Origin of the sequence: Bradyrhizobium vignae, from assembly GCF_900324035.1 — a bacterium.
Taxonomy (GTDB): domain Bacteria; phylum Pseudomonadota; class Alphaproteobacteria; order Rhizobiales; family Xanthobacteraceae; genus Bradyrhizobium; species Bradyrhizobium vignae.
The window spans coordinates 2,155,461-2,173,016 of sequence record NZ_LS398110.1 but is presented as its reverse complement, the minus strand read 5'-3'; the positions used below and the strand labels follow the sequence as shown (position 1 = coordinate 2,173,016).

The 17,556-nt window shown below is 62.0% G+C and carries 16 protein-coding genes; 8 read left to right on the top strand and 8 right to left on the bottom strand.

The window, feature by feature from the left end:
• Nucleotides 1-13: 13 nt before the first annotated feature.
• A complete protein-coding gene (locus tag BRAD3257_RS10620) occupies nucleotides 14-175 on the bottom strand; it encodes a DUF2934 domain-containing protein (RefSeq protein ID WP_122401778.1) in 162 nt (53 codons plus the stop codon).
• A gap of 395 nt (nucleotides 176-570) precedes the next feature.
• Here BRAD3257_RS10620 and BRAD3257_RS10615 point away from each other — a divergent pair, with 395 nt between their 5' ends.
• Nucleotides 571-1,011, top strand: a complete 441-nt coding sequence (locus BRAD3257_RS10615; protein ID WP_122401777.1) for a CBS domain-containing protein — start codon at nucleotides 571-573, stop codon at nucleotides 1,009-1,011.
• A gap of 143 nt (nucleotides 1,012-1,154) precedes the next feature.
• On the top strand, nucleotides 1,155-2,219 hold the full coding sequence (locus BRAD3257_RS10610; RefSeq protein ID WP_160118801.1) for a Kelch repeat-containing protein: 1,065 nt from the start codon (nucleotides 1,155-1,157) through the stop codon (nucleotides 2,217-2,219).
• 68 nt (nucleotides 2,220-2,287) lie between these two features.
• Here the strand turns inward: BRAD3257_RS10610 and BRAD3257_RS10605 are convergent, their stop codons facing one another.
• Nucleotides 2,288-5,230, bottom strand: a complete 2,943-nt coding sequence (locus BRAD3257_RS10605) for a transketolase (protein WP_122401775.1) — start codon at nucleotides 5,228-5,230, stop codon at nucleotides 2,288-2,290.
• Complete coding sequence (locus BRAD3257_RS10600) at nucleotides 5,227-5,439, bottom strand: hypothetical protein (protein WP_129146092.1); 213 nt, start codon at nucleotides 5,437-5,439, stop codon at nucleotides 5,227-5,229. The genes BRAD3257_RS10605 and BRAD3257_RS10600 overlap by 4 nt, the downstream gene beginning before the upstream one ends.
• Nucleotides 5,440-5,563: 124 nt before the next feature.
• Here BRAD3257_RS10600 and BRAD3257_RS42210 point away from each other — a divergent pair, with 124 nt between their 5' ends.
• From BRAD3257_RS42210 to BRAD3257_RS10585, 3 genes are read left to right on the top strand one after another with little or no spacing between them, the layout of a single operon-like run.
• Nucleotides 5,564-6,001 carry an NADH-quinone oxidoreductase subunit D-related protein gene (locus BRAD3257_RS42210; RefSeq protein ID WP_376707303.1) on the top strand — a complete coding sequence of 146 codons (438 nt, stop codon included), beginning with the start codon at nucleotides 5,564-5,566 and terminating at the stop codon, nucleotides 5,999-6,001.
• Nucleotides 6,002-6,021: 20 nt separating this feature from the next.
• On the top strand, nucleotides 6,022-6,348 hold the full coding sequence (locus tag BRAD3257_RS10590; protein ID WP_122401773.1) for an antibiotic biosynthesis monooxygenase family protein: 327 nt from the start codon (nucleotides 6,022-6,024) through the stop codon (nucleotides 6,346-6,348).
• Between the two features lie 49 nt (nucleotides 6,349-6,397).
• Nucleotides 6,398-7,999, top strand: coding sequence for an outer membrane protein assembly factor BamB family protein (locus BRAD3257_RS10585; RefSeq protein ID WP_160118800.1), 1,602 nt, complete (start codon nucleotides 6,398-6,400; stop codon nucleotides 7,997-7,999).
• Between the two features lie 281 nt (nucleotides 8,000-8,280).
• Here BRAD3257_RS10585 and BRAD3257_RS40935 read toward each other — a convergent pair whose 3' ends face one another.
• From BRAD3257_RS40935 to BRAD3257_RS10575, 3 genes are all read right to left on the bottom strand, one after another.
• Nucleotides 8,281-8,622 (bottom strand): transposase, encoded by a 342-nt coding sequence (locus BRAD3257_RS40935; protein ID WP_244608010.1) that lies wholly within the window; start codon nucleotides 8,620-8,622, stop codon nucleotides 8,281-8,283.
• A 305-nt stretch (nucleotides 8,623-8,927) separates the two neighbouring features.
• Nucleotides 8,928-9,239 (bottom strand): IS110 family transposase, encoded by a 312-nt coding sequence (locus tag BRAD3257_RS40930; protein WP_244608009.1) that lies wholly within the window; start codon nucleotides 9,237-9,239, stop codon nucleotides 8,928-8,930.
• Nucleotides 9,240-9,624: 385 nt separating this feature from the next.
• Nucleotides 9,625-10,530 (bottom strand): transposase, encoded by a 906-nt coding sequence (locus BRAD3257_RS10575; protein ID WP_160118799.1) that lies wholly within the window; start codon nucleotides 10,528-10,530, stop codon nucleotides 9,625-9,627.
• Nucleotides 10,531-11,467: 937 nt separating this feature from the next.
• Here BRAD3257_RS10575 and BRAD3257_RS10565 point away from each other — a divergent pair.
• The 3 genes from BRAD3257_RS10565 to BRAD3257_RS10555 all read left to right on the top strand — a co-directional run bounded on the left by BRAD3257_RS10565 (nucleotide 11,468) and on the right by BRAD3257_RS10555 (nucleotide 14,636).
• On the top strand, nucleotides 11,468-12,361 hold the full coding sequence (locus tag BRAD3257_RS10565) for a 4a-hydroxytetrahydrobiopterin dehydratase (RefSeq protein WP_122401770.1): 894 nt from the start codon (nucleotides 11,468-11,470) through the stop codon (nucleotides 12,359-12,361).
• Nucleotides 12,362-12,659: 298 nt separating this feature from the next.
• A protein-coding gene (locus tag BRAD3257_RS10560) for an IS5 family transposase (RefSeq protein ID WP_407120425.1) occupies nucleotides 12,660-13,420 on the top strand; the annotation gives its coding sequence in 2 pieces (ribosomal slippage) (nucleotides 12,660-12,996 and nucleotides 12,996-13,420; 762 coding nt in all).
• 319 nt (nucleotides 13,421-13,739) lie between these two features.
• Nucleotides 13,740-14,636 carry a LysR family transcriptional regulator gene (locus BRAD3257_RS10555; RefSeq protein ID WP_122401769.1) on the top strand — a complete coding sequence of 299 codons (897 nt, stop codon included), beginning with the start codon at nucleotides 13,740-13,742 and terminating at the stop codon, nucleotides 14,634-14,636.
• Nucleotides 14,637-14,826: 190 nt separating this feature from the next.
• Here BRAD3257_RS10555 and BRAD3257_RS10550 read toward each other — a convergent pair whose 3' ends face one another.
• Together BRAD3257_RS10550 and BRAD3257_RS10545 are read right to left on the bottom strand one after the other, a co-directional pair.
• A complete protein-coding gene (locus BRAD3257_RS10550; RefSeq protein WP_122401768.1) occupies nucleotides 14,827-15,906 on the bottom strand; it encodes an isocitrate/isopropylmalate dehydrogenase family protein in 1,080 nt (359 codons plus the stop codon).
• Between the two features lie 162 nt (nucleotides 15,907-16,068).
• The gene (locus BRAD3257_RS10545) at nucleotides 16,069-17,550 is read right to left on the bottom strand and encodes an aldehyde dehydrogenase family protein (protein WP_122401767.1); all 1,482 of its coding nucleotides are present in this window, start codon (nucleotides 17,548-17,550) and stop codon (nucleotides 16,069-16,071) included.
• Nucleotides 17,551-17,556 lie beyond the last annotated feature (6 nt).

The window sequence follows — 17,556 nt, the reverse complement described above, 5'->3', positions numbered from 1 at the left end:
CACGTCTTGTCGGTCACAGCGTATCCGGCGTCCGCATCGTGTTCGACTTGTCCTCGTTGCGCAGCTCTTGCTCAGCCGCGTGCCAAAACTCCTCCTCGCGGCCTTCGGGCTTGCCGGCCTGCTCCCACAATCGGTGCGCGCGTTCTCTGATCTCTTGCTCGGTCGGCTCGGACAATGGCACCTCCTGCTTGGGAGCACGGCCCCACCCTGGGGGGTATGGGGGGCTTGGAGGCGGGGCCGTGCAGGCCAGCCATCGGCGGCGACGCTGGCCCGCAGAGTCAATCTTCGACCACAGGCAAGAGTTCCTGCGCGCTTGGCCTTGGCGCAGGCCTTCGCAATACGGTGCAGACAACCCATCGGATTCGGCCATTGGAAACGGAAGCCCTTTGGGAAAATAGAAGAGCTCTTGAACCCACTCATGGCGTTGCTTCCGAGTCGCGGAGAAGGGTTCCTCTTCAGGAGCCACCAATTTCGTCTTTGGAACGCGCGCCCCCCGCATCTGTTGAGATTGCAGTCGGAAGAGCCCGCATTAGCGAGACTTGCCAGTAATGCGCGGCATAGGAGGCAACCATGAAAAAGATCAGCGATGTAATGACCCGCGACGCGAAACTCGTAAACCCAAACGACACGATCCAGGACGCGGCAAAGCTGATGAAGGAATGCGATTGTGGTGTATTGCCCGTGCGTGACGGTGACCGACTCGTGGGCATGATCACAGATCGCGATATTGCGGTGCGCTGCATCGCGGACGGCAAAGGGCCGAACAGCAAGGTCCGTGACGCGATGAGCCAGGAGGTGAAATACTGCTTCGAAGACGAGGACATATCTCAAGTCTGCACGAACATGAGTGAGATCCAGGTGCGGCGATTGCCCGTGATGGACCGGAACAAGCGCCTGGTCGGGATCGTGTCGCTTAGCGATTTGGTGCGCCAGTCGGCAGGGACTGCCAAAGCGCTGCATGGAATCGCGCGGCCGAGTCAACAGCACAACCAGAGCTCGCCTGCTGCCTGAGCCTGCTCATCGGCCCATGAGGTCATAGGGTCCTTCATATCGTAGGGACCTCGATATCGCGCAGGGTCTTGGCGATCTCGCATGAAATGACGGGACAGTTGGATTGTGAGCCGCGATGGGATGATGACTGGGCGGAGGAACTGATGGGCAAAGTTCGAGCGCGCTTGACTTCGCTGCTCGCAATCGCAGCGCTGAGTACGGTCTCCCACGTATACGCGCAGGCTCAATGGCGGATGGCTTCCCCGCTCCCTGCACCCGCCGGCGAAATCGTGGGGACCGTCATAGGCGACGAATGGTATGTGCTCGCGGGGTTGGATACGCGAACCCATCGGCCGCTGGGTCTCGTCTACGTCTTCGACACAAAGGCCGGCAGCTGGGCCCAGAAGAGGGCAATGCCCCAACCCGCCCACCATGTCATGACGGCTGCGCTGGACGGAAAAATATATGTGTTTGGCGGCTTCATAAATCCGGCGGGCGAACCTGAGGCAACGAACGAATCCGGCTGGCAACCCGTCGACAGCAGTTGGGTCTTCGATCCGGCAACCGACACCTGGACGCCGCTTGCCCCAATGCCGACACCGCGAGGTGCAGGCTGGGCAGTTGCACTGAATGGCGAGATCTACCTGATCGGTGGAGTTCAGGCTGACGTTCGCGATGCCCCAACGGCGCCATTGTCCCCCGGGAGCCCGCAACGCGTGCTCGGGACGGTCGAGCAGTACGATCCCTCCACCGACCAATGGAGCGTTCGCGCGTCGATGCCGACGCCGCGCAACCATCTCTTCGCAGCGGCGGCCGGAGGAAAGATCTACGCGATTGGCGGCAGGATCGGTTCAGCGCAGATCACGGTCGCCGAGGACACAAATGTCGTCGAGGAATATGATCCGGCGCGCGACCAGTGGATTGGCAAAGGACGCGCACCGATCCGGCGCAGCGGAATGGCAGGCGCTGTAGCAGACGGCAAAATTTACGTCGCGGGAGGTGAATATCAGGACTGGGAAGGTGCAAAGGCGTTCTGGGCCGTTCAAAGCTACGATCCGGAGAAGGGGCGGTGGGGCACCCTGCCGCGAATGCAACTCGCACACCATGGTTTCGCGGCTGGGTTGATTGGGGACACGTTGCACATGGCCGGTGGAGGCTTCCAGTCGGACGGAATGCCAACTGTGAACACCAAGACTGCCGTTCACGAGACACCGCAGATCAGACCCTGATTTCAGGATGGCGGGGGACTCATCAAGGAACTGGCTCCAATCGCAGCAAGTGCGCTCGGTACGCGTGGTCAGGCAGCCAACTGCAGGACCTTCGCTTCGATCGACCGACGTGAGATGCCGTACCTGTCGAGTAATTCGTCTTTCGTGCCGGAGCGCGGCAGTCGTGCAATCCCCAGCCGATGCACCGGCGCGGTCGAGCCGACCGCGGTCGACACGGCATCGCCCAGCCCACCATCGATCGCGTGGTCCTCGACGACGATCAGCCCCTCGGTATCGCGAGCGGCTGCGGACAGCGTGACGACATCGATGGGTTTCACCGAGTAGGCGTCGATCACGCGGATCGAGATGCCACGTGCGTCGAGCATCTCGGAAGCGGCCAACGCCTCATGTACGGTTATACCGGCCGCGACCACAGTGAGGCGGTCTTGCAGCGACGAGCGCAGCACCTTGGCTCCGCCGATCGGAAACTCCTCCGCATTGGAGTAGATCACCGGCGTCTTCGGCCGCGTGGTCCGGATATAGACGATGCCGTTGGTGCGCGCCGCCGTTGCAGTCAGCCGCTCGGCGCTGACCGCGTCTGCCGGATACAAGACCGTACTCTCGATCAGGGCACGGAACATGGCGAGGTCCTCAAGGCCCATCTGCGATGGGCCGTCCTCGCCGATCGACACGCCGGCATGGCTGCCGCACAGCACGAGATGGGCGGGCCGTGAATACTGCGCCATGCGGATGAAGTCATAAGCGCGCGTGAGGAAGCAGGCGAACGTCGCTGCACATGGGATCTTGCCTGCCGCCGCGAGGCCGAGGGCGACGCCGAGCATGTTCTGCTCGGCGATGAAACCCTCGAAGAAGCGTTCCGGGTATCGGGCCGCGAACGCCTCTGTTCCGGTGGAGTTCTTGACGTCGCCATCAAGCGCCACCATCGCATGTTCCTCACCGCCGAGCCTCTCCAGTGCGCGTCCAAACGCCTCGCGGGTCGCCACCTTGTCGCCCAGCCGATAGGCGGGCGCGGAGCGTGACGCGGTCACGCGCTGCGGGCTTGCCACCTGGCCGACCCGATGCGCCTCGAGCGGCGGCGGAGGCGGCGCATCACCCAATTCTTCGAGCGCCCGCGACATCTGTTCGCGATCGAGCGGTTTGCCGTGCCATCCATCAGCGCCTTCCAGGAACGAGACCCCCTTGCCTTTGATCGTACGCGCGATGATCGCGGTCGGGCCGCCATCATGCGCAGCCCGCAGAGCCGCGAGGATCGCTGTCATATCGTGACCATCGATCTCGATCGTACGCCAGCCGAAGCTCGCGAACCGGCGCGCGAACACCCGGGTGTCGTGGTGATAGGGCGCCGCCTCGCTCTGGCCGAGACCGTTGACGTCGACGATCGCCGTCACGTTCGCAAGACCATTGAGCGAAGCAAACTGCGCGGCCTCCCACACCGACCCTTCCGAGCATTCACCATCGCCAAGCAGACAGAACACGCGAGCGTCGATGCGGTCCAGGCGGTTCGCCGCTGCGAGCCCGTTGGCGGCTGCCAGCCCTTGTCCGAGCGATCCGGTCGCGACCCTGACCCACGGGTTGAGCGGGGTCGGATGGCCTTCCAGCGTGCTGTCGATCCGCCGCAGCGACAGCGGATCCTCGATGATGGCGCCGGCTTCGTGCAGCACCGCCCACAGGATCGGCGCCGCATGGCCCTTCGACAGAACGAATGTGTCGACGTTGCGCGCGGCCGGATCGTGCGGATCCCAGCGCATCTCGCGGAAGAACAGCGCCGCCACGATGTCGGCGCAGGACATGCAGGAGGTGGGATGACCCGAGCCCGCTTCCGTCGTCATGCGGATCACCAATTGCCGCAGCCGCCGGGCCTCTGCCCGCAGATCGTCCACGTCACCGAAAGCCACGGCGCGCTCACCCTTGGCAGCGAACTGCTTGATTAGCGAATCGAACGGATCGATGAACTTCTGGACCGCGTCGTTCTCGAGCTGGGCCGTGACCAGATCTAGCGACACGCCGAGCCGCTCCAGATCTTCCATCATGCGCCGCGCGCTCTGCACGCCGTGCGTGATTGTGGCTTCTACGGTGCCGTGGTCGCGGAACGCGGCGATCGTCTTGCGCGTCATCGTATTGATGGTCATCGGACCGATCAATGGCTCGACATACATGAGGTCCGGATAGTCGGGATTCTTGGTGCTGGTGCTCGCCCATAGCATTCGCTGGACCCGCGCGCCCTTCTCGGCGAGCGCCATCCAGCGATTGCTCGCCACGATATGGCTGAATGTCTGATAGGCAAGCTTGGCGTTGGCGATCGCGATCTTGCCCAGGAGAGCGCGCGGATCAGGATCGGGAGGTGGGCGATCGGGCACGATGCGTTGTCCCAGAAGCCGATCGACGAGCACATCGATGCGACTGAGAAAGAAGCTTGCGACCGAGGCGATGCGCTCGATCGGCCGACCGGCTTCGAGCCGCCGTTCGAGCGCTCGCAGGTAGGCCTCAGCCACCGCTTCATAGCGCGCGATCGAGAACAGCAGCGTGATGTTGATGTTGATGCCTTCGAACAGCAGCTGCTCGATGGCAGGAACGCCTGCCGGAGTGCCCGGAATCTTGATGAACAGGTTGGGCCGGTCAACCAGTGTCCATAGCCTCCGCGCCTCCTCGATCGACGCCTCTGTGTCGTGAGCGAGATGGGGCGAGACTTCGAGGCTTACGAAGCCGTCGACCCCTGCGGTCTCCTCGTAAACCGGACGCAGGATATCACAGGCGTTCCGGACGTCCGTGGTAATCAGCTCTTCGTAGATGCCGACCGGAGACCGGCCCGCCATCGCAGCGCGAGCGATGTCCTGGTCGTAATTCGCGCCTTCCGCGACCGCCTTCTCGAAGATCGCGGGGTTCGAGGTGATGCCACGCAGGCCTTCCTCGGCAACCCGTCGTGCCAGATCGCCGCTATCGATCATTTGCCGGGTGAGATCATCCATCCAGCAGCTCTGGCCTTGCGCCAGGAGTTCGACTGTCCGGTTCATGTGCGATCTCCTTCGTTGGAGTACCTGAAAAACCGACCACGTACCGCCCTATTGCCATTCGCCCTTGTCAGCGGGCCGATGGGACGCTCGCGCGGCGACATCTTGAGCTGGCGGAAGATGCCGGCATTGCGAGCCGTCTCGTGTTCGGTCTCGATATCGATCCCATAGGCGCGCTCGGGATCGACGCGCGCGCCGATCAGGACGAACACGGAGCCTTCGCAATCGAGCAGATGCGGGTCTTCCGAAACCTCCGCCTCCGCGCCTGTGTCGCAACAGAAACCATGTCGCAGCCAATCGTGCTCGACCCGTCTGCCCTGCACCCTGCTCAACGGAATGCAAACGCACGCGTTCCTGAGTTCCGGCTGGAACACGATGCGGCCACACAATTCCTCGCAAGGGGCCGGAGGAGGCTGCGGGAGCTTTAGGAACGACCAAGGCTCAGGTCGCGTTGCCGGTCCGACGCCCCAATGGACCGGATCAGGCTTGCAGCGCTCCGCAGCAGACGTCCAAGGGGACGGGTGCCTGCCATACATGAGCTTCGCGCGGCGTCCGGCGCTCGGGTCATGCCGGATGCGGCCCAAGCCCGCCAAGGGCGAGTTCGGCGTGTATCTGGTTTCCGATGGGACCAACCAACCCTACAGGTGCAAGATCCGCGCCCCCTCGTTCGCGCATCTGCAGGCGATGGACCCAATCTGCCGCGGCCACTTGCTCGCCGACGTCTCGGCGATCATCGGGTCGCTGGACATCGTGTTTGGGGAGATCGATCGATAGTGTCATGAAAGGAGATTGCCATGCCACAGATCCAGATCGGCCGGCAGCCGGTGACGCAAATTACCATCATCGAAGCCGAACCGGAGAAGCAGGCCGAAGCGCTGTCGCTCATGAGGGAGCGAGCTCGCTTCATGCAGCGTCAGCCAGGATTCATTTCCGTCAGCCTGCATCGCAGCCTCGATGGGCGTCGTATCGTGAACTACATTCAATGGGAAAGCCGTGACCTTCTACGGGCGGCGCACCAGTCACCTGAGTTTCGCAAAGCCTGGAGTCAGTTCGGAAGCCTCACCGACGATATCGATCCTCATCTGTACGAGGTCGCCGACGTCCTCGCGAAGAGCGATTGAATCTGCGCTCGATGAGCCCAAGAATGACAAGAGTGAGATGAGCCCAAGAGTGAAACGCCTTTCGCTCCGCACAGGTGGTGGAACGGAAGCAGCACGTGGCTGTTGGGCGCTCATGAATATCCGACGCGTTGTTTCGATGACTGCACGTCCTGTCTTGATGGCGGGACTATTTGCACTTGCGCTCTTGCCGCCATCCGCCCGCGCCCAAGAGCGCTCCGTTCTGACCTATCATGGCGACAACAGCCGAAGCGGCCAGTACGTCGTTCCTGCGCTCTCCTGGGAGAAAGCCAGATCGGTTCAGCTGGATCGCGCCTTCAACGCCCGTGTCGCGGGCTCGATATACGCTCAGCCGCTGTACTGGCGTCCTCCTGACGCGAGCACCGGGATGCTCTTCGTGGCCACCGAGGATGACGTCGTCCAGGCCTTCGACGCAACGACCGGTAAGGAATTGTGGAGGCGCGTGGTCGGCCGTCCCGTGCGCCGTTCGTCGCTTCCGTGCGGGAATATCGACCCTCTCGGCATCACCGGGACGCCCGCAATCGACGCGGCAGCCCAGGCCATCTATTTCGATGCTGCCGTGGAGCGGGGAAACGGTCCGCGCCATGAGGTGTTCGCGCTTTCGACGAGGGATGGCAGCGTTCTCCCGGGCTGGCCGATCGATGTGGCCGACCTTCTGCACAAGGCAGGACGACATTTCGATCCGAGCGTTCAGAACCAACGCGCGGCACTCACGTTGCTCGACGGCACTGTCTATGTCGCCTTTAGCGGCCATTTTGGTGATTGCGGAAACTTTCACGGCTGGGTGGTCGGAATCTCCCTTCATGAACCTGGCAAGCACGTCAGCTTCGAAACGCGTGCGCGAGGCGGCGGCATCTGGGCGCCAGGCGGTCTGAGCGTCTCCGGACGCGACATCTACTTTGCGACCGGAAATACGCTCGGCGCGCAGACCTGGAGCGACGGCGAAGCCGTGTTCCACCTTGGCCCCGACTTGCGCCGCAGTGACGACAAGAAGGACTATTTTGCACCATCGGATTGGAAGGCACTCGATGCCGGCGATGTGGATCTCGGCGGCAGCAATCCGATTCCTCTCGACGTTCCCGGCGCCGACGGTACTCGCGCGCTGATTCTGGCGCTGGGGAAGGATGGCAAGGCTTATCTCCTCGATCGAACTGGTCTCGGCGGCGTTGGCGGCCAGCTGGCTGCCGCGACAGTATCCCAGTCGTCGATCGTCACCTCGCCGGCGGCTTATCGCGTCGGCGATGACATCTTTGTTGCCTTCCAGGCGTCCGGAGTGCGTTGCCCGCAACCTGGCCGAGGTCACGATCTGACCGTCTTGAAGATCACGCCTGGCTCGCCGCCGGCGATGGCCACGGCCTGGTGCGGCGCGCTCCGCGGCCGTGGCTCCCCCATTGTGACCACCACGGATGGCCATTCCAATCCGATCGTGTGGATGCTTGGTGCCGAAGGCGACAACCGGCTCCACGCCTTCCGCGGCGATACGGGCGAACCGATCTTTGTCAGCGAGCCCTTGAGCGGCCTCCGACGCTTCCAGACGTTGATCGCGACGCAGGACCGCCTCTATGTGGGCGCCGACGGGCGCATTTACGCCTTTCTCTTTGAAGGCAATCCGCACGCGCCGGCCGGCCCTTGATCGGGGGGTCACGCCCACGCCGCCGACGGGAACGCCGCCACGGCAAGGCGGACGGCGAGCCTTCGCATTCTCGCGGCGCAATTCGCCCGAGCTTTGCTTGATCGCTCCACCCTCTAAGCCAAGAGCAACTGTGGCGAAGTAGCCCGGCGATCGGCCGGCCTCAAGGCTGGCGCTGGCGCGCCCCCGCCTGCGGCGGCTGACGGCCTTGACCCCGTCCGCTCACCGGTCTGTTGGCTTTGCATGCGCTCGGCCGAGGTCCGAGCGCGAGATAGGCGCGCTCGTCAGGCCACCCTGTATTTCTTCGGATCCCACGTCTCGCCGCGCGCGATCATGGTGTTGAGGATGATGATCAGCTTGCGCATACAGGCGACGATCGCGACCTTTGGCGGCTTGCCCTTGGCAATCAGCCGTTCGTAGAAGGCCTTGAACACCGGATTGTTCAGCGTTGCGGCACCGACACAGGGCATGTAGAGGGCATTTCGCACCCAGCGGCGGCCACCCTTGATGCAGCGTTCACCTCGACGTTTGCCGCTATCGTCGTCATAAGGAGCAACGCCCATCAACGCGGCGGCAACTTCGTCGCTCACCTGCCCCAGCTCCGGTAGTCCTCCAAGCAGCGCCATTGCGGTCCCCTCAGCAAAGCCTGGTACGCTCTGGATGATCTCGGCGCGTTTGGCAAAGTCCGGCGTTGTCTTGATCGTCGCCGCGATCGCGGTCTCGAGCGCGGCGATTTCGTCAGCCAGCTTCTTAAGAAGACGCGCGCGAGCCTTCTGAACAAGGGCCGGCGCCTCATGCTCCTTCTGCATTTCCAGGCGAGCCCTGACGTCAAGCAGGCCTTGGCGTCCCTTCACCAGTGCCTTCATCTCCTCGTGAGCGGGATTGTCGACTTGGCTGGGAGCCTCGCCGAATGTCTCGGCGAACCAGGAGATCATCTCCGCGTCGATCTTGTCATTTTTCGCAAGGCGTCCCGCCGATTCCGCAAAGTGGCGAACCCGTTTGGGATCGACGATCCGTACTTCCAGCCTGCTTGGCGCAACGCCTTGGCCCATACCCGCTCGTAGCCGCCGCTTGCCTCCATCACTGCCTTGCCGACCTGATGCTTGCGAAGCCATGCAATCAAGCTCCGTCGCCCCGCCGCGGTTGTTGGGCAAGTCTTCCGCTCCGTTACGGTCCGAATGCACGCATCAATCTTGTCTTTAGCGACATCGATGCCGACGACAACCAGATCGTCTTGTGTCATCATCCACTCCCTTCCTTGCCTGGTACGGGCTCGCAGCCCTTGCAACTGTTCGGGTTCAGGAAGACACCGGAGCTGTCCCTTGCTCTTTAGCAGGCTCTGTCGCCTTTGGGCGCAACGGGCTCAGTTCCGGCAACGGGCGGTTCTGATCCAACCGCCCGTTGCCACATTCTGGCAGATTTCGGGGACACAAGGGCGCAGGGAAGACCGCATAGGCGTTAAGGTAGCGCGAGCATCGATTGATACGGACGTATTCGAGGAGGCTCGCGCAGGTGCCGCCCAAGCGCTCGCTTTCTGCGGCGAAAGCAACGGATGGTTGGTTGTGGAATGATCGCTTGTAGCAAGGATGCAACGAGTTGTTGCAAAACACGCCAAGCGCCAGGTGCCGTCAGGCGGCCTGCGTCCAGCGGGGAGAGTCCTCGAAGTCGCGGGCAAGCGGCTCGAGCAGCAGGATGATCAAGAGGTGTGCCAGCAAGTAGGGCTTGGCGGAGCGCGGATCGGTTCCAGGTGGCGTCTTGAGACCAATCAGACTCTTCAGTCGCTTGAAGCCAAGTTCGATGCGCCATCGCAGTCGATAGAGCGCGAGTACATCCTTGGTGGAGAACTCGTCCCGCGCGAGCGACGTGACCAGAATGACCCAATCCGCGGCTTCCAGAGTTTCTTTGGAGATGACGCGGTTTTCGTCTTGTGCGTCGCGCCGGGCTTTACGGCGCGAAGCCGCGACTGCACCGGCGGGCTTCTTGACTGCGACCAGACGCATAGCCAGAGGCGCACCGTCCTTGCGTTTGATCCAAATCCTCCGATCGATCAGTCCGTGCGCCTTCGCCGCACGCAATTGGGCCATCAGATCGAACGCAAGGCCTTTGGCATTAAGCCAACGTGCGTTCTTCCAGCCCGCTCGGATCAAAACGTCTGCCCCGGCGTCGCGCACAGCGGCGATGCGGTCAGGTTGTAGATAAGCGCGGTCAGCAATGCGGATCTCGTTCTTGACCACCGGTATCCGGTCAAACGTTTCGCCTTCTTGCTGATCTGTCAGCTCGAAGTGACCAAAGCGCTCATATGGCAGATCGAATGCACTATGAACGCGCCAAAGCTCACTGTTCCTGCGCGCAGCCGGTCCTGCCTGAGGCACTGTCGTCGCATCGATAATGCGGATCAGGCGGCCTCGGCTCGCTTTCGGGGCTGCCGCAGCGAGCAAGCCCTCCACCAGCACTGCAAACCAATCGCCACATTGACGCAGGCGATAGAACAACGCCACGCTGCTGAGGTCGGCAAGCCAACAGAAGCGGCCCACGCGGCTGTCGATCTCAACCCTCTTTCACCCAGACAATAGGCCAGCATCAGCCGAAGTAACGCCACCGCATCTGGAATTTGGCGCCGCCGCACGAAAGCCTTCGTCTGGCGCGCACTTATTTCAAGCTGCGCAGCCCCGCCGAGCTGCGTAACCACTCTCGTCCAGTCCTCGTTCAGAAGCGATTCGTCTGCCATCCCGCCTTGGAATCACGTGTGATTCCAACACTCAAGAACAAACTTAACGCCTATGGGGAAGGCCGGGTGCTGACCTCGCACCCGCGGTCTGCTGCGCGAAAAGCACGCGCAAAAAGACCGCACAGCAGCATACAGGTGGAGCCAATCACTCGGCCTTCCCTGCGCGATGGTCGGACGGCTTATGCCGCGCTCTCCCGGGAGCCGAATTCCTTCTGGCCTCCCTCGCGCTCACGAAATTCACCGGCAGCCGCGCCGGTTGACGCGACTGTCGCATCCGCAAGCGCTTGACCGTAGCAACGACGGCCAGGACCACACGGTTTTGCCGTACGCACGGCTCGCCATTTCGCCGCAGTTTTCCCCAGCCCTGTCGACGGAGCTGCGAAACTTACAGGCGAGACCAACCTGACAGCGCCGTTCGTCCGCACGATGCCTTGGGGCTCACGGAGAGCAATCCGCCCTGCCCCTGGCTGTTCGCGCCCGACGCTGCTGCGTCCACCGCAAGCCCGGCTCGCGACAATGACGACCTCATGATCGCCCCTCGAGAATGAGCCGGGATGGGCGACACATACGACAAATCCGAATTTCGGTAAAGTGGAATATTTTTGCGAGGAGGGGTTGACGGAGAGCGAAACAGCCTGCGTCAGCTCGCTCAGCCACCAATGGCTCCATGTGGACATGAACCAGATGGAAATGCGCGTATGCAGGTGGTATAGTTACCGCGGAGCAACTGACGGGGGCCGAGCGTGGTTCCAAAGTGCGACATCTTCATCAGCTATCGTAGACTCGATAGCGCAATATTCTCACAATGGCTCGCGAATCAATTGAGCGCTGCCTATGGTCAAGATTCGGTTTTTATCGATACACAGAACATCCGGACTGCCGATGTCTGGGCTGAACAGATCGAGCAACGCCTGATCAATTCTTCTCTCGTCTTGATCGTCATCGGAAAAGCCTGGCTGTCCATTGCGGACGAGTTCGGGCGCCGCCGGATCGACCTCCAGGACGATTGGGTTCGTCGGGAGATCGAGGTCAGCCTGAGCAGCAAGAAGAAGATTCTTCCAGTCTTGATAGAGGGGGCAACCCTCCCAGCAAAGCAGGCTCTACCGCCCTCGATTGCTCCGCTACTCGACATTCAGGCGCGGACAATGGATCTCGAAGGGGTGCAACGTGATATGGCCGAGTTTGTGAACGAGGTCGGCATTCTGCTCGGCAGAAAGCCTGCCTCTGTAGACGTCGCGTATCCGTTCCCCCTTTTAACGATAAGTCCTCTAGACGAACAGAATCTCAAAGTTCTGGCGGAAAGACTGCCCACTTGGCAAATCGTGACACGCGCCGATGAAAAGGGAGACAAGACCGAGCTGGTGCGAAAGTTCGAATTCAAGAGCTTCCGCGACGCGATCCATTTTATGAATACCGCTGCGCGCTTTATTGACCAAAGAGACCATCATCCGGAATGGACCAACATCTGGCGGACGGTAATTGTGCGTTTGACGACTTGGGATATTGGTTCAAAACCGTCAATGCTGGACGTCGACGTAGCAGCCTATCTCGACCAGTTGTATCAGGCATATGCGCCAAAGATCCGGCAGAAGGACATCGGCGATATTCTGCCGCCCAGGGCGGTTGCGCACAGCTGACTGCCAATGAGCACGGCTGAGCCGATTTGGATCAATCTTGAGATGTCAGCACAACTCGACCAGAGACTTCTCCACGCCAACGAACCAAGGCTATCTCATCCAATCCCGCGGATGAGGCGAGCGGCAATTGAAGGGCTGGCAGCCTAGTAGCGAGCCGAAGCAACGGAATGCGCAAGAGCTCCGAACGTGGCGTCTGTTCGGTGCCAACATCGTGCAACCGAGCTAGGGTCTGTACTCAATAGGGATTCCCGCTGAGGCGGAGTTGTGATTCAAGACCTCCGAGTCGAAGGGGGGCTTGATGGGGCAAAAGCTATATTGGCTGAGTGAGGCGGAGTGGAAGCGGATTGAACCGCTGTTGCCACGTGGGCGGCGCGGCGCCCATCGCGTGGATGACCGACGCGTGATCAGCGGGATCCTCCACATGCTGCGATCGGGCGCACGCTGGCGAGACTGCCCGGCAGATTACGGCCCCTACACGACCATCTATAACCGCTTCAATCGCTGGAGCCGCCAAGGCGTGTGGGGCAATATTTTCTACGCCTTGACTGGCTCAACCGGCCGGGTCGGGACAATGTCCATCGACGCGACCCACATCAAAGCCCACCGCTCGGCGGCGGGCGCAAAAGGGGGGACTTCCAGCAGGCGGTCGGCCGCTCGCGAGGCGGACGCACCACCAAAATCCACGCGCTGACCGAGGATTATGGACGTCCGATCGCCTTCGTGATCACGCCTGGCAACTGCCATGACCTCACGGCGGCGCGCGATCTGCTGCCTGCCGTCTCACCTGCTCGACGATTGCTTGCTGACAGGGCCTATGACGCCAATAGCCTGCGTGAGTGGTTGGCCGAGCGCGGAACAAAGGCAGTAATTCCGCCCAACCCAACTCGCAAGCATCCGCACCGGTACGACGTGAAGGCCTACAAAGGACGCAATCTCATCGAACGCATGTTTTGCCGCCTCAAGGACTTCAGGCGGATTGCGACCCGCTACGACAAGCGAGCCGACAACTTCCTCTCGGCCATCCTCTTGGTCGCCGCCGTTACTTGGTGGATCAATTGAGTCCGGACCCTAGACCGGTCACGGCATTATCGAGCTTCATCGAGCTTCGCATTGGTTCGGAAGATTGTGCCCAAGAGCGGCCTCTTTGCGCAAAGTACTGCCGTCCGCCTCCCGCTCCGGATGATTGCGGAATAACGATCCGCGGAGCTTTGCTGCATTGCAACTGCGCTTCCGGTCTGATCGCGCGACGGCCGGCTCTCGCGCGCGATATACGTCCCCATCGGTGCAGGATATTGTGGACTGAATGACGTTCCAGCAAAAGATGGACCTCATCTGCTCCGCATCAGGCGCGCATAATCGTTGAACCCAGGCAAAAGACTTGTCGAACATCAATCTCAAGCTTCTCCATACCTTCCTGCTCGCAGCCGAGCACGAAAGCTTCCGGAAAGCGGCGGAGGAATCGAACCGATCACCGTCTGCGATAAGCATGCAGATCCGCGACCTGGAGGAGCAGATCGGCGTTTTGCTTTTCCGCAGAACGCCGCAGAAGGTGCTGCTCACGCCTGAGGGGCGGATCCTGTTCGAGCAGGCGAAGCGCGCGCTTCAGGAAGTGCAGTCCGGGCTCGACCTATTGACGGAATCAGCGCAATCCCGCAGCCGCCACATTCGAATGGCCTGCGTTCCGACGCTTGCGTCCGGATGGCTTCCCAACATCCTGGCCACATTCAAGGTCCGCCATCCGCGGAGCCAGGTGCAGCTCATGGAGCTCTCCACGACGCCGATGCTTGAGCTGCTGAAACGTCAGGATGTCGAGTTCGGCATTGGCCCGGAGGTCCCCGACATGGCGGATTACGAATTCGAGCCGATCCTCGAGGATCCGCTTTTTGCATGCGTACCGCCGGTGTTCGACGAGGGGCAATCGAGCGTCAGCTTCGCCGATCTCGTCGAAAAGCCGGCCATCCTGCTGTCGAAGACGACTGCAGTCCGAGGGTTGATCGACGAGACGCTGGAGACGCTTGCCGTCCGCCTCGATGTGCAGTTCGAAGTCCAAGCGGCCACGACGGCGCTCGCCCTCGCAGCGTCCGGCCTCGGTATCGCGATCGTGCCGAGGGTCGCGCTGGTGCAGGCCGGCGTGCAGCGGTTTCGTGTGGTCCCGATCTCCGATCAAATCAAGCTTCGCCGAATCGGCTTGATCACGGGGCGGGGACAGGTGCGACGCCCGAACACCGAGCAACTGATTGCATTGATCCGTTCGAGCCTAGCTGACCTTCGCTGATGCCCTCGCTTTTTGTTTGAGCATGATCTCCGCGCAAACGCTCCGTGTGTGTCGCGAGGAGAAGCCGCTTCGCACCTTTCGAGTCCGGGACATGCTCTAAAGCGAAATGACTTTCAGGATGAGGACGGAGGGCGCGGCAGCAGCTTCAACGGGCACTGATTGCAGCGATCAAGCCTCATCTCATGGCACTTTAGAGCAGCTTCATGAGCGCATCGACGACCTGATCGGTGGTCGCATGACCGCCGATGTCGCGCGTCCTCAGCGAAGCGTCCTCCAGGCCGGTGCGTACCGCAGCCTCGATCCTGTCGGCACCAAGGCGCAGCCGGCTATCCCGATAGCGCTGATCCAGACGCCGCAGCATCAGGATCGACGCCAGGATCGTTCCATAGGGATTCGCAAGTCCCTTCCCCGCGATGTCGGGAGCCGAGCCGTGCGAAGCCTGGAAGAAGCCGACCCCGTCGCCCACTTCTTCGGACGGAGCCATGCCCATGCCGCCGACCGTCGCCGCGCCGAGATCGGAAATGATGTCGCCGAACATGTTCTCGGTGACGATGACGTCGAAATGGGACGGCTTGTTGACGAGATGAACCGTCATCGCATCAACGAGGACGTGCTCGGCTTCGATATCGGGATAGTCCTTGGCTACCTCATCGAAGACCGCGCGGAAGAACGCATACGTCCGCAGCACATTGGCCTTGTCGCAGCACGTCACGCGACGCCGTCCGTCCTTCGGCGAACCGTTCCTGGTCCTGGCAAGCTCGAACGCGAAGCGGACGATGCGCTCGATACCCTTGCGGGTCTGGACCAGCGTGTCGACGGCGACTTCCTCCCTCAGCAGCGCGCCCGCGCCGCGCGCGGCATAGAGGCCTTCGCTGTTCTCCCGGACGATGACGTAATCGATCGCGCCCGGGCGCCCGAGCGGGGACGGCACCCCCTTGTACAGCTTGATGGGCCGCACGTTGGCGAACAGGTCCAGCTTAAAGCGAAGCTGCAAGGTGAAATCGAGACCCGCTTCCGTCCCATCGGGATGGACGACACCGGGAATACCGGCCGCACCGTGGAGGATCGCGTCGGCTGCGCGGCAGCCCTCAAAGGAGCTGGCCGGAAACGAATCCCCCGTCTCGAGAAAATGAGTGGCGCCTGCCGGATACTCCTCGAATTGGAGCGTGCCGGCCTGAACTCCGGCTTGCAGCAACGAAAGCGCCGCACCGGCCACTTCGGGTCCGATACCGTCGCCGTGCACGACCGCAATTCTATAATTGTCCTTCATGATACTCGCTCGGTGAGTTGAATTTGTGATGGTCACGCCATTTCCCTCACGGCAGCGCGCAAACGGGATCGCACGCCGGCACGCCGTCGCTCGGGTGAAACGCTCGATGGGCTCGATGGGTATGTCTCGTCGCGACTGACCGCGGACGCGACAGAGTCCGGGTCAGTCCAGCTTGATCCAGACCCCCTTCGTGTTCAGATATTCGTCGAGCTGTTCGGTGCCGCCTTCACGGCCGTATCCGCTCATCTTGTAGCCGCCGAAGGGCAATGCAGGATCAATGGCGTGATAGGTGTTCACCCAGACCGAACCGGCGCGCAGACTGCGCGAGACGATGTGGGCCTTGCTCACGTCACGCGTGAAGACACCCGCCGCAAGCCCGTATGGCGTCGCGTTGGCTCGTTCCACGGCTTCATCGAGCGTGTCGAACGGCAGCGCGGAAATGACCGGACCAAAGATTTCATCCCGGGCGATCTGCATCTCGTCGGAGACGCCCGCGAACACGGTCGGCTCGACGAAATTGCCCTTCGCGAAACTCCCCTCCCTCAGTCTCCGGCCTCCGGTCACGACCTTCGCGCCCTCGTCGCGTCCGCTGTTCAGGAAGCCTTCGACCTTGTCGAGCTGCCGCTCTGAAACGAGAGGTCCGATCTCCGTCGTGGGATCCGCGCCATCTCCGATCTTCAGACCCGAGGCAAACTTCCCGAGCCGTTCGACCAATTCGTCGTGGATCGATCGCTCGACGAACAAGCGGGAGCCGGCGATGCAGATCTGGCCCGAATTGGCAAACGCCGCCATCGCGGCAATCGGGACTGCCTTGTCGAGATCCGCATCGGCGCAGACGATGACGGGCGACTTTCCGCCGAGCTCGAGGGACACCCGCTTCAGATTGCCGGCAGAGGCGCGGATGATGGCCTGCCCGGTCGCTGTTGATCCCGTGAAGACGATCTTGTCGACACCGAGATGTTCGGCAAGAGGCGCACCCGCCTCCGGCCCGGTCCCGGTCACGACGTTGACGACGCCCGGAGGTACACCTGCCTCGTTCATCAAATCCGCGATCAGGAGCGGCGTCAGCGGTGCTTCTTCGGAGGGCTTGAGCACGATCGTGCAACCGGTCGCAAGCGCCGGCCCGATCTTCCAGACCGACGCCGCCGTGGGCGCGTTCCACGGAATGATGGCACCGACGACCCCGACCGGCTCCTTCCGCGTGAACGAGACGATGTCGCCCGGAAGCGAATTGTCGATGGTCTGACCGTGAATCGCGGTCGCCATGCCGGCGTAGTATCGGAGCATGCCGAGCACGCGGAGCTTGTTCGCCCGCGTCCTGACGATCGGCATGCCCATGTCGGCGGTGTCGGACTGGCTGATCTCCTCCCAATGCTTCTCGAACAGATCGGCGATACGCAGGAGCAGAGCCTGCCGCTCGAACGGCTTGAACCGGCTCCACGGTCCGACGAAAGCGCGGCGGGCGGCGCTGACGGCGGCGTCGATGTCGCCGGCATCTCCCCGCGGAACACGACCAATCACCTCACCAGTCGCAGGATTGCGCGTTTCGAACACTTTCCCCGAGCGGGCCTCCACCCATGCGCCATCGATGAACATCTGGCGCGTTCGGCCATCCACGGGAAATCGGATATCGGTTCTGGTCATTGACTT

Coding starts and splice junctions, on each gene's coding strand:
- BRAD3257_RS10545 (WP_122401767.1), bottom strand. CDS start 17,550: ATGACCAGAACCGATATCCGATTTCCCGTGGATGGCCGAACGCGCCAG.
- BRAD3257_RS10605 (WP_122401775.1), bottom strand. CDS start 5,230: ATGAACCGGACAGTCGAACTCCTGGCGCAAGGCCAGAGCTGCTGGATG.
- BRAD3257_RS10610 (WP_160118801.1), top strand. CDS start 1,155: ATGGGCAAAGTTCGAGCGCGCTTGACTTCGCTGCTCGCAATCGCAGCG.
- BRAD3257_RS10550 (WP_122401768.1), bottom strand. CDS start 15,906: ATGAAGGACAATTATAGAATTGCGGTCGTGCACGGCGACGGTATCGGA.
- BRAD3257_RS40930 (WP_244608009.1), bottom strand. CDS start 9,239: ATGACACAAGACGATCTGGTTGTCGTCGGCATCGATGTCGCTAAAGAC.
- BRAD3257_RS42210 (WP_376707303.1), top strand. CDS start 5,564: ATGCAAACGCACGCGTTCCTGAGTTCCGGCTGGAACACGATGCGGCCA.
- BRAD3257_RS10590 (WP_122401773.1), top strand. CDS start 6,022: ATGCCACAGATCCAGATCGGCCGGCAGCCGGTGACGCAAATTACCATC.
- BRAD3257_RS40935 (WP_244608010.1), bottom strand. CDS start 8,622: ATGGCGCTGCTTGGAGGACTACCGGAGCTGGGGCAGGTGAGCGACGAA.
- BRAD3257_RS10615 (WP_122401777.1), top strand. CDS start 571: ATGAAAAAGATCAGCGATGTAATGACCCGCGACGCGAAACTCGTAAAC.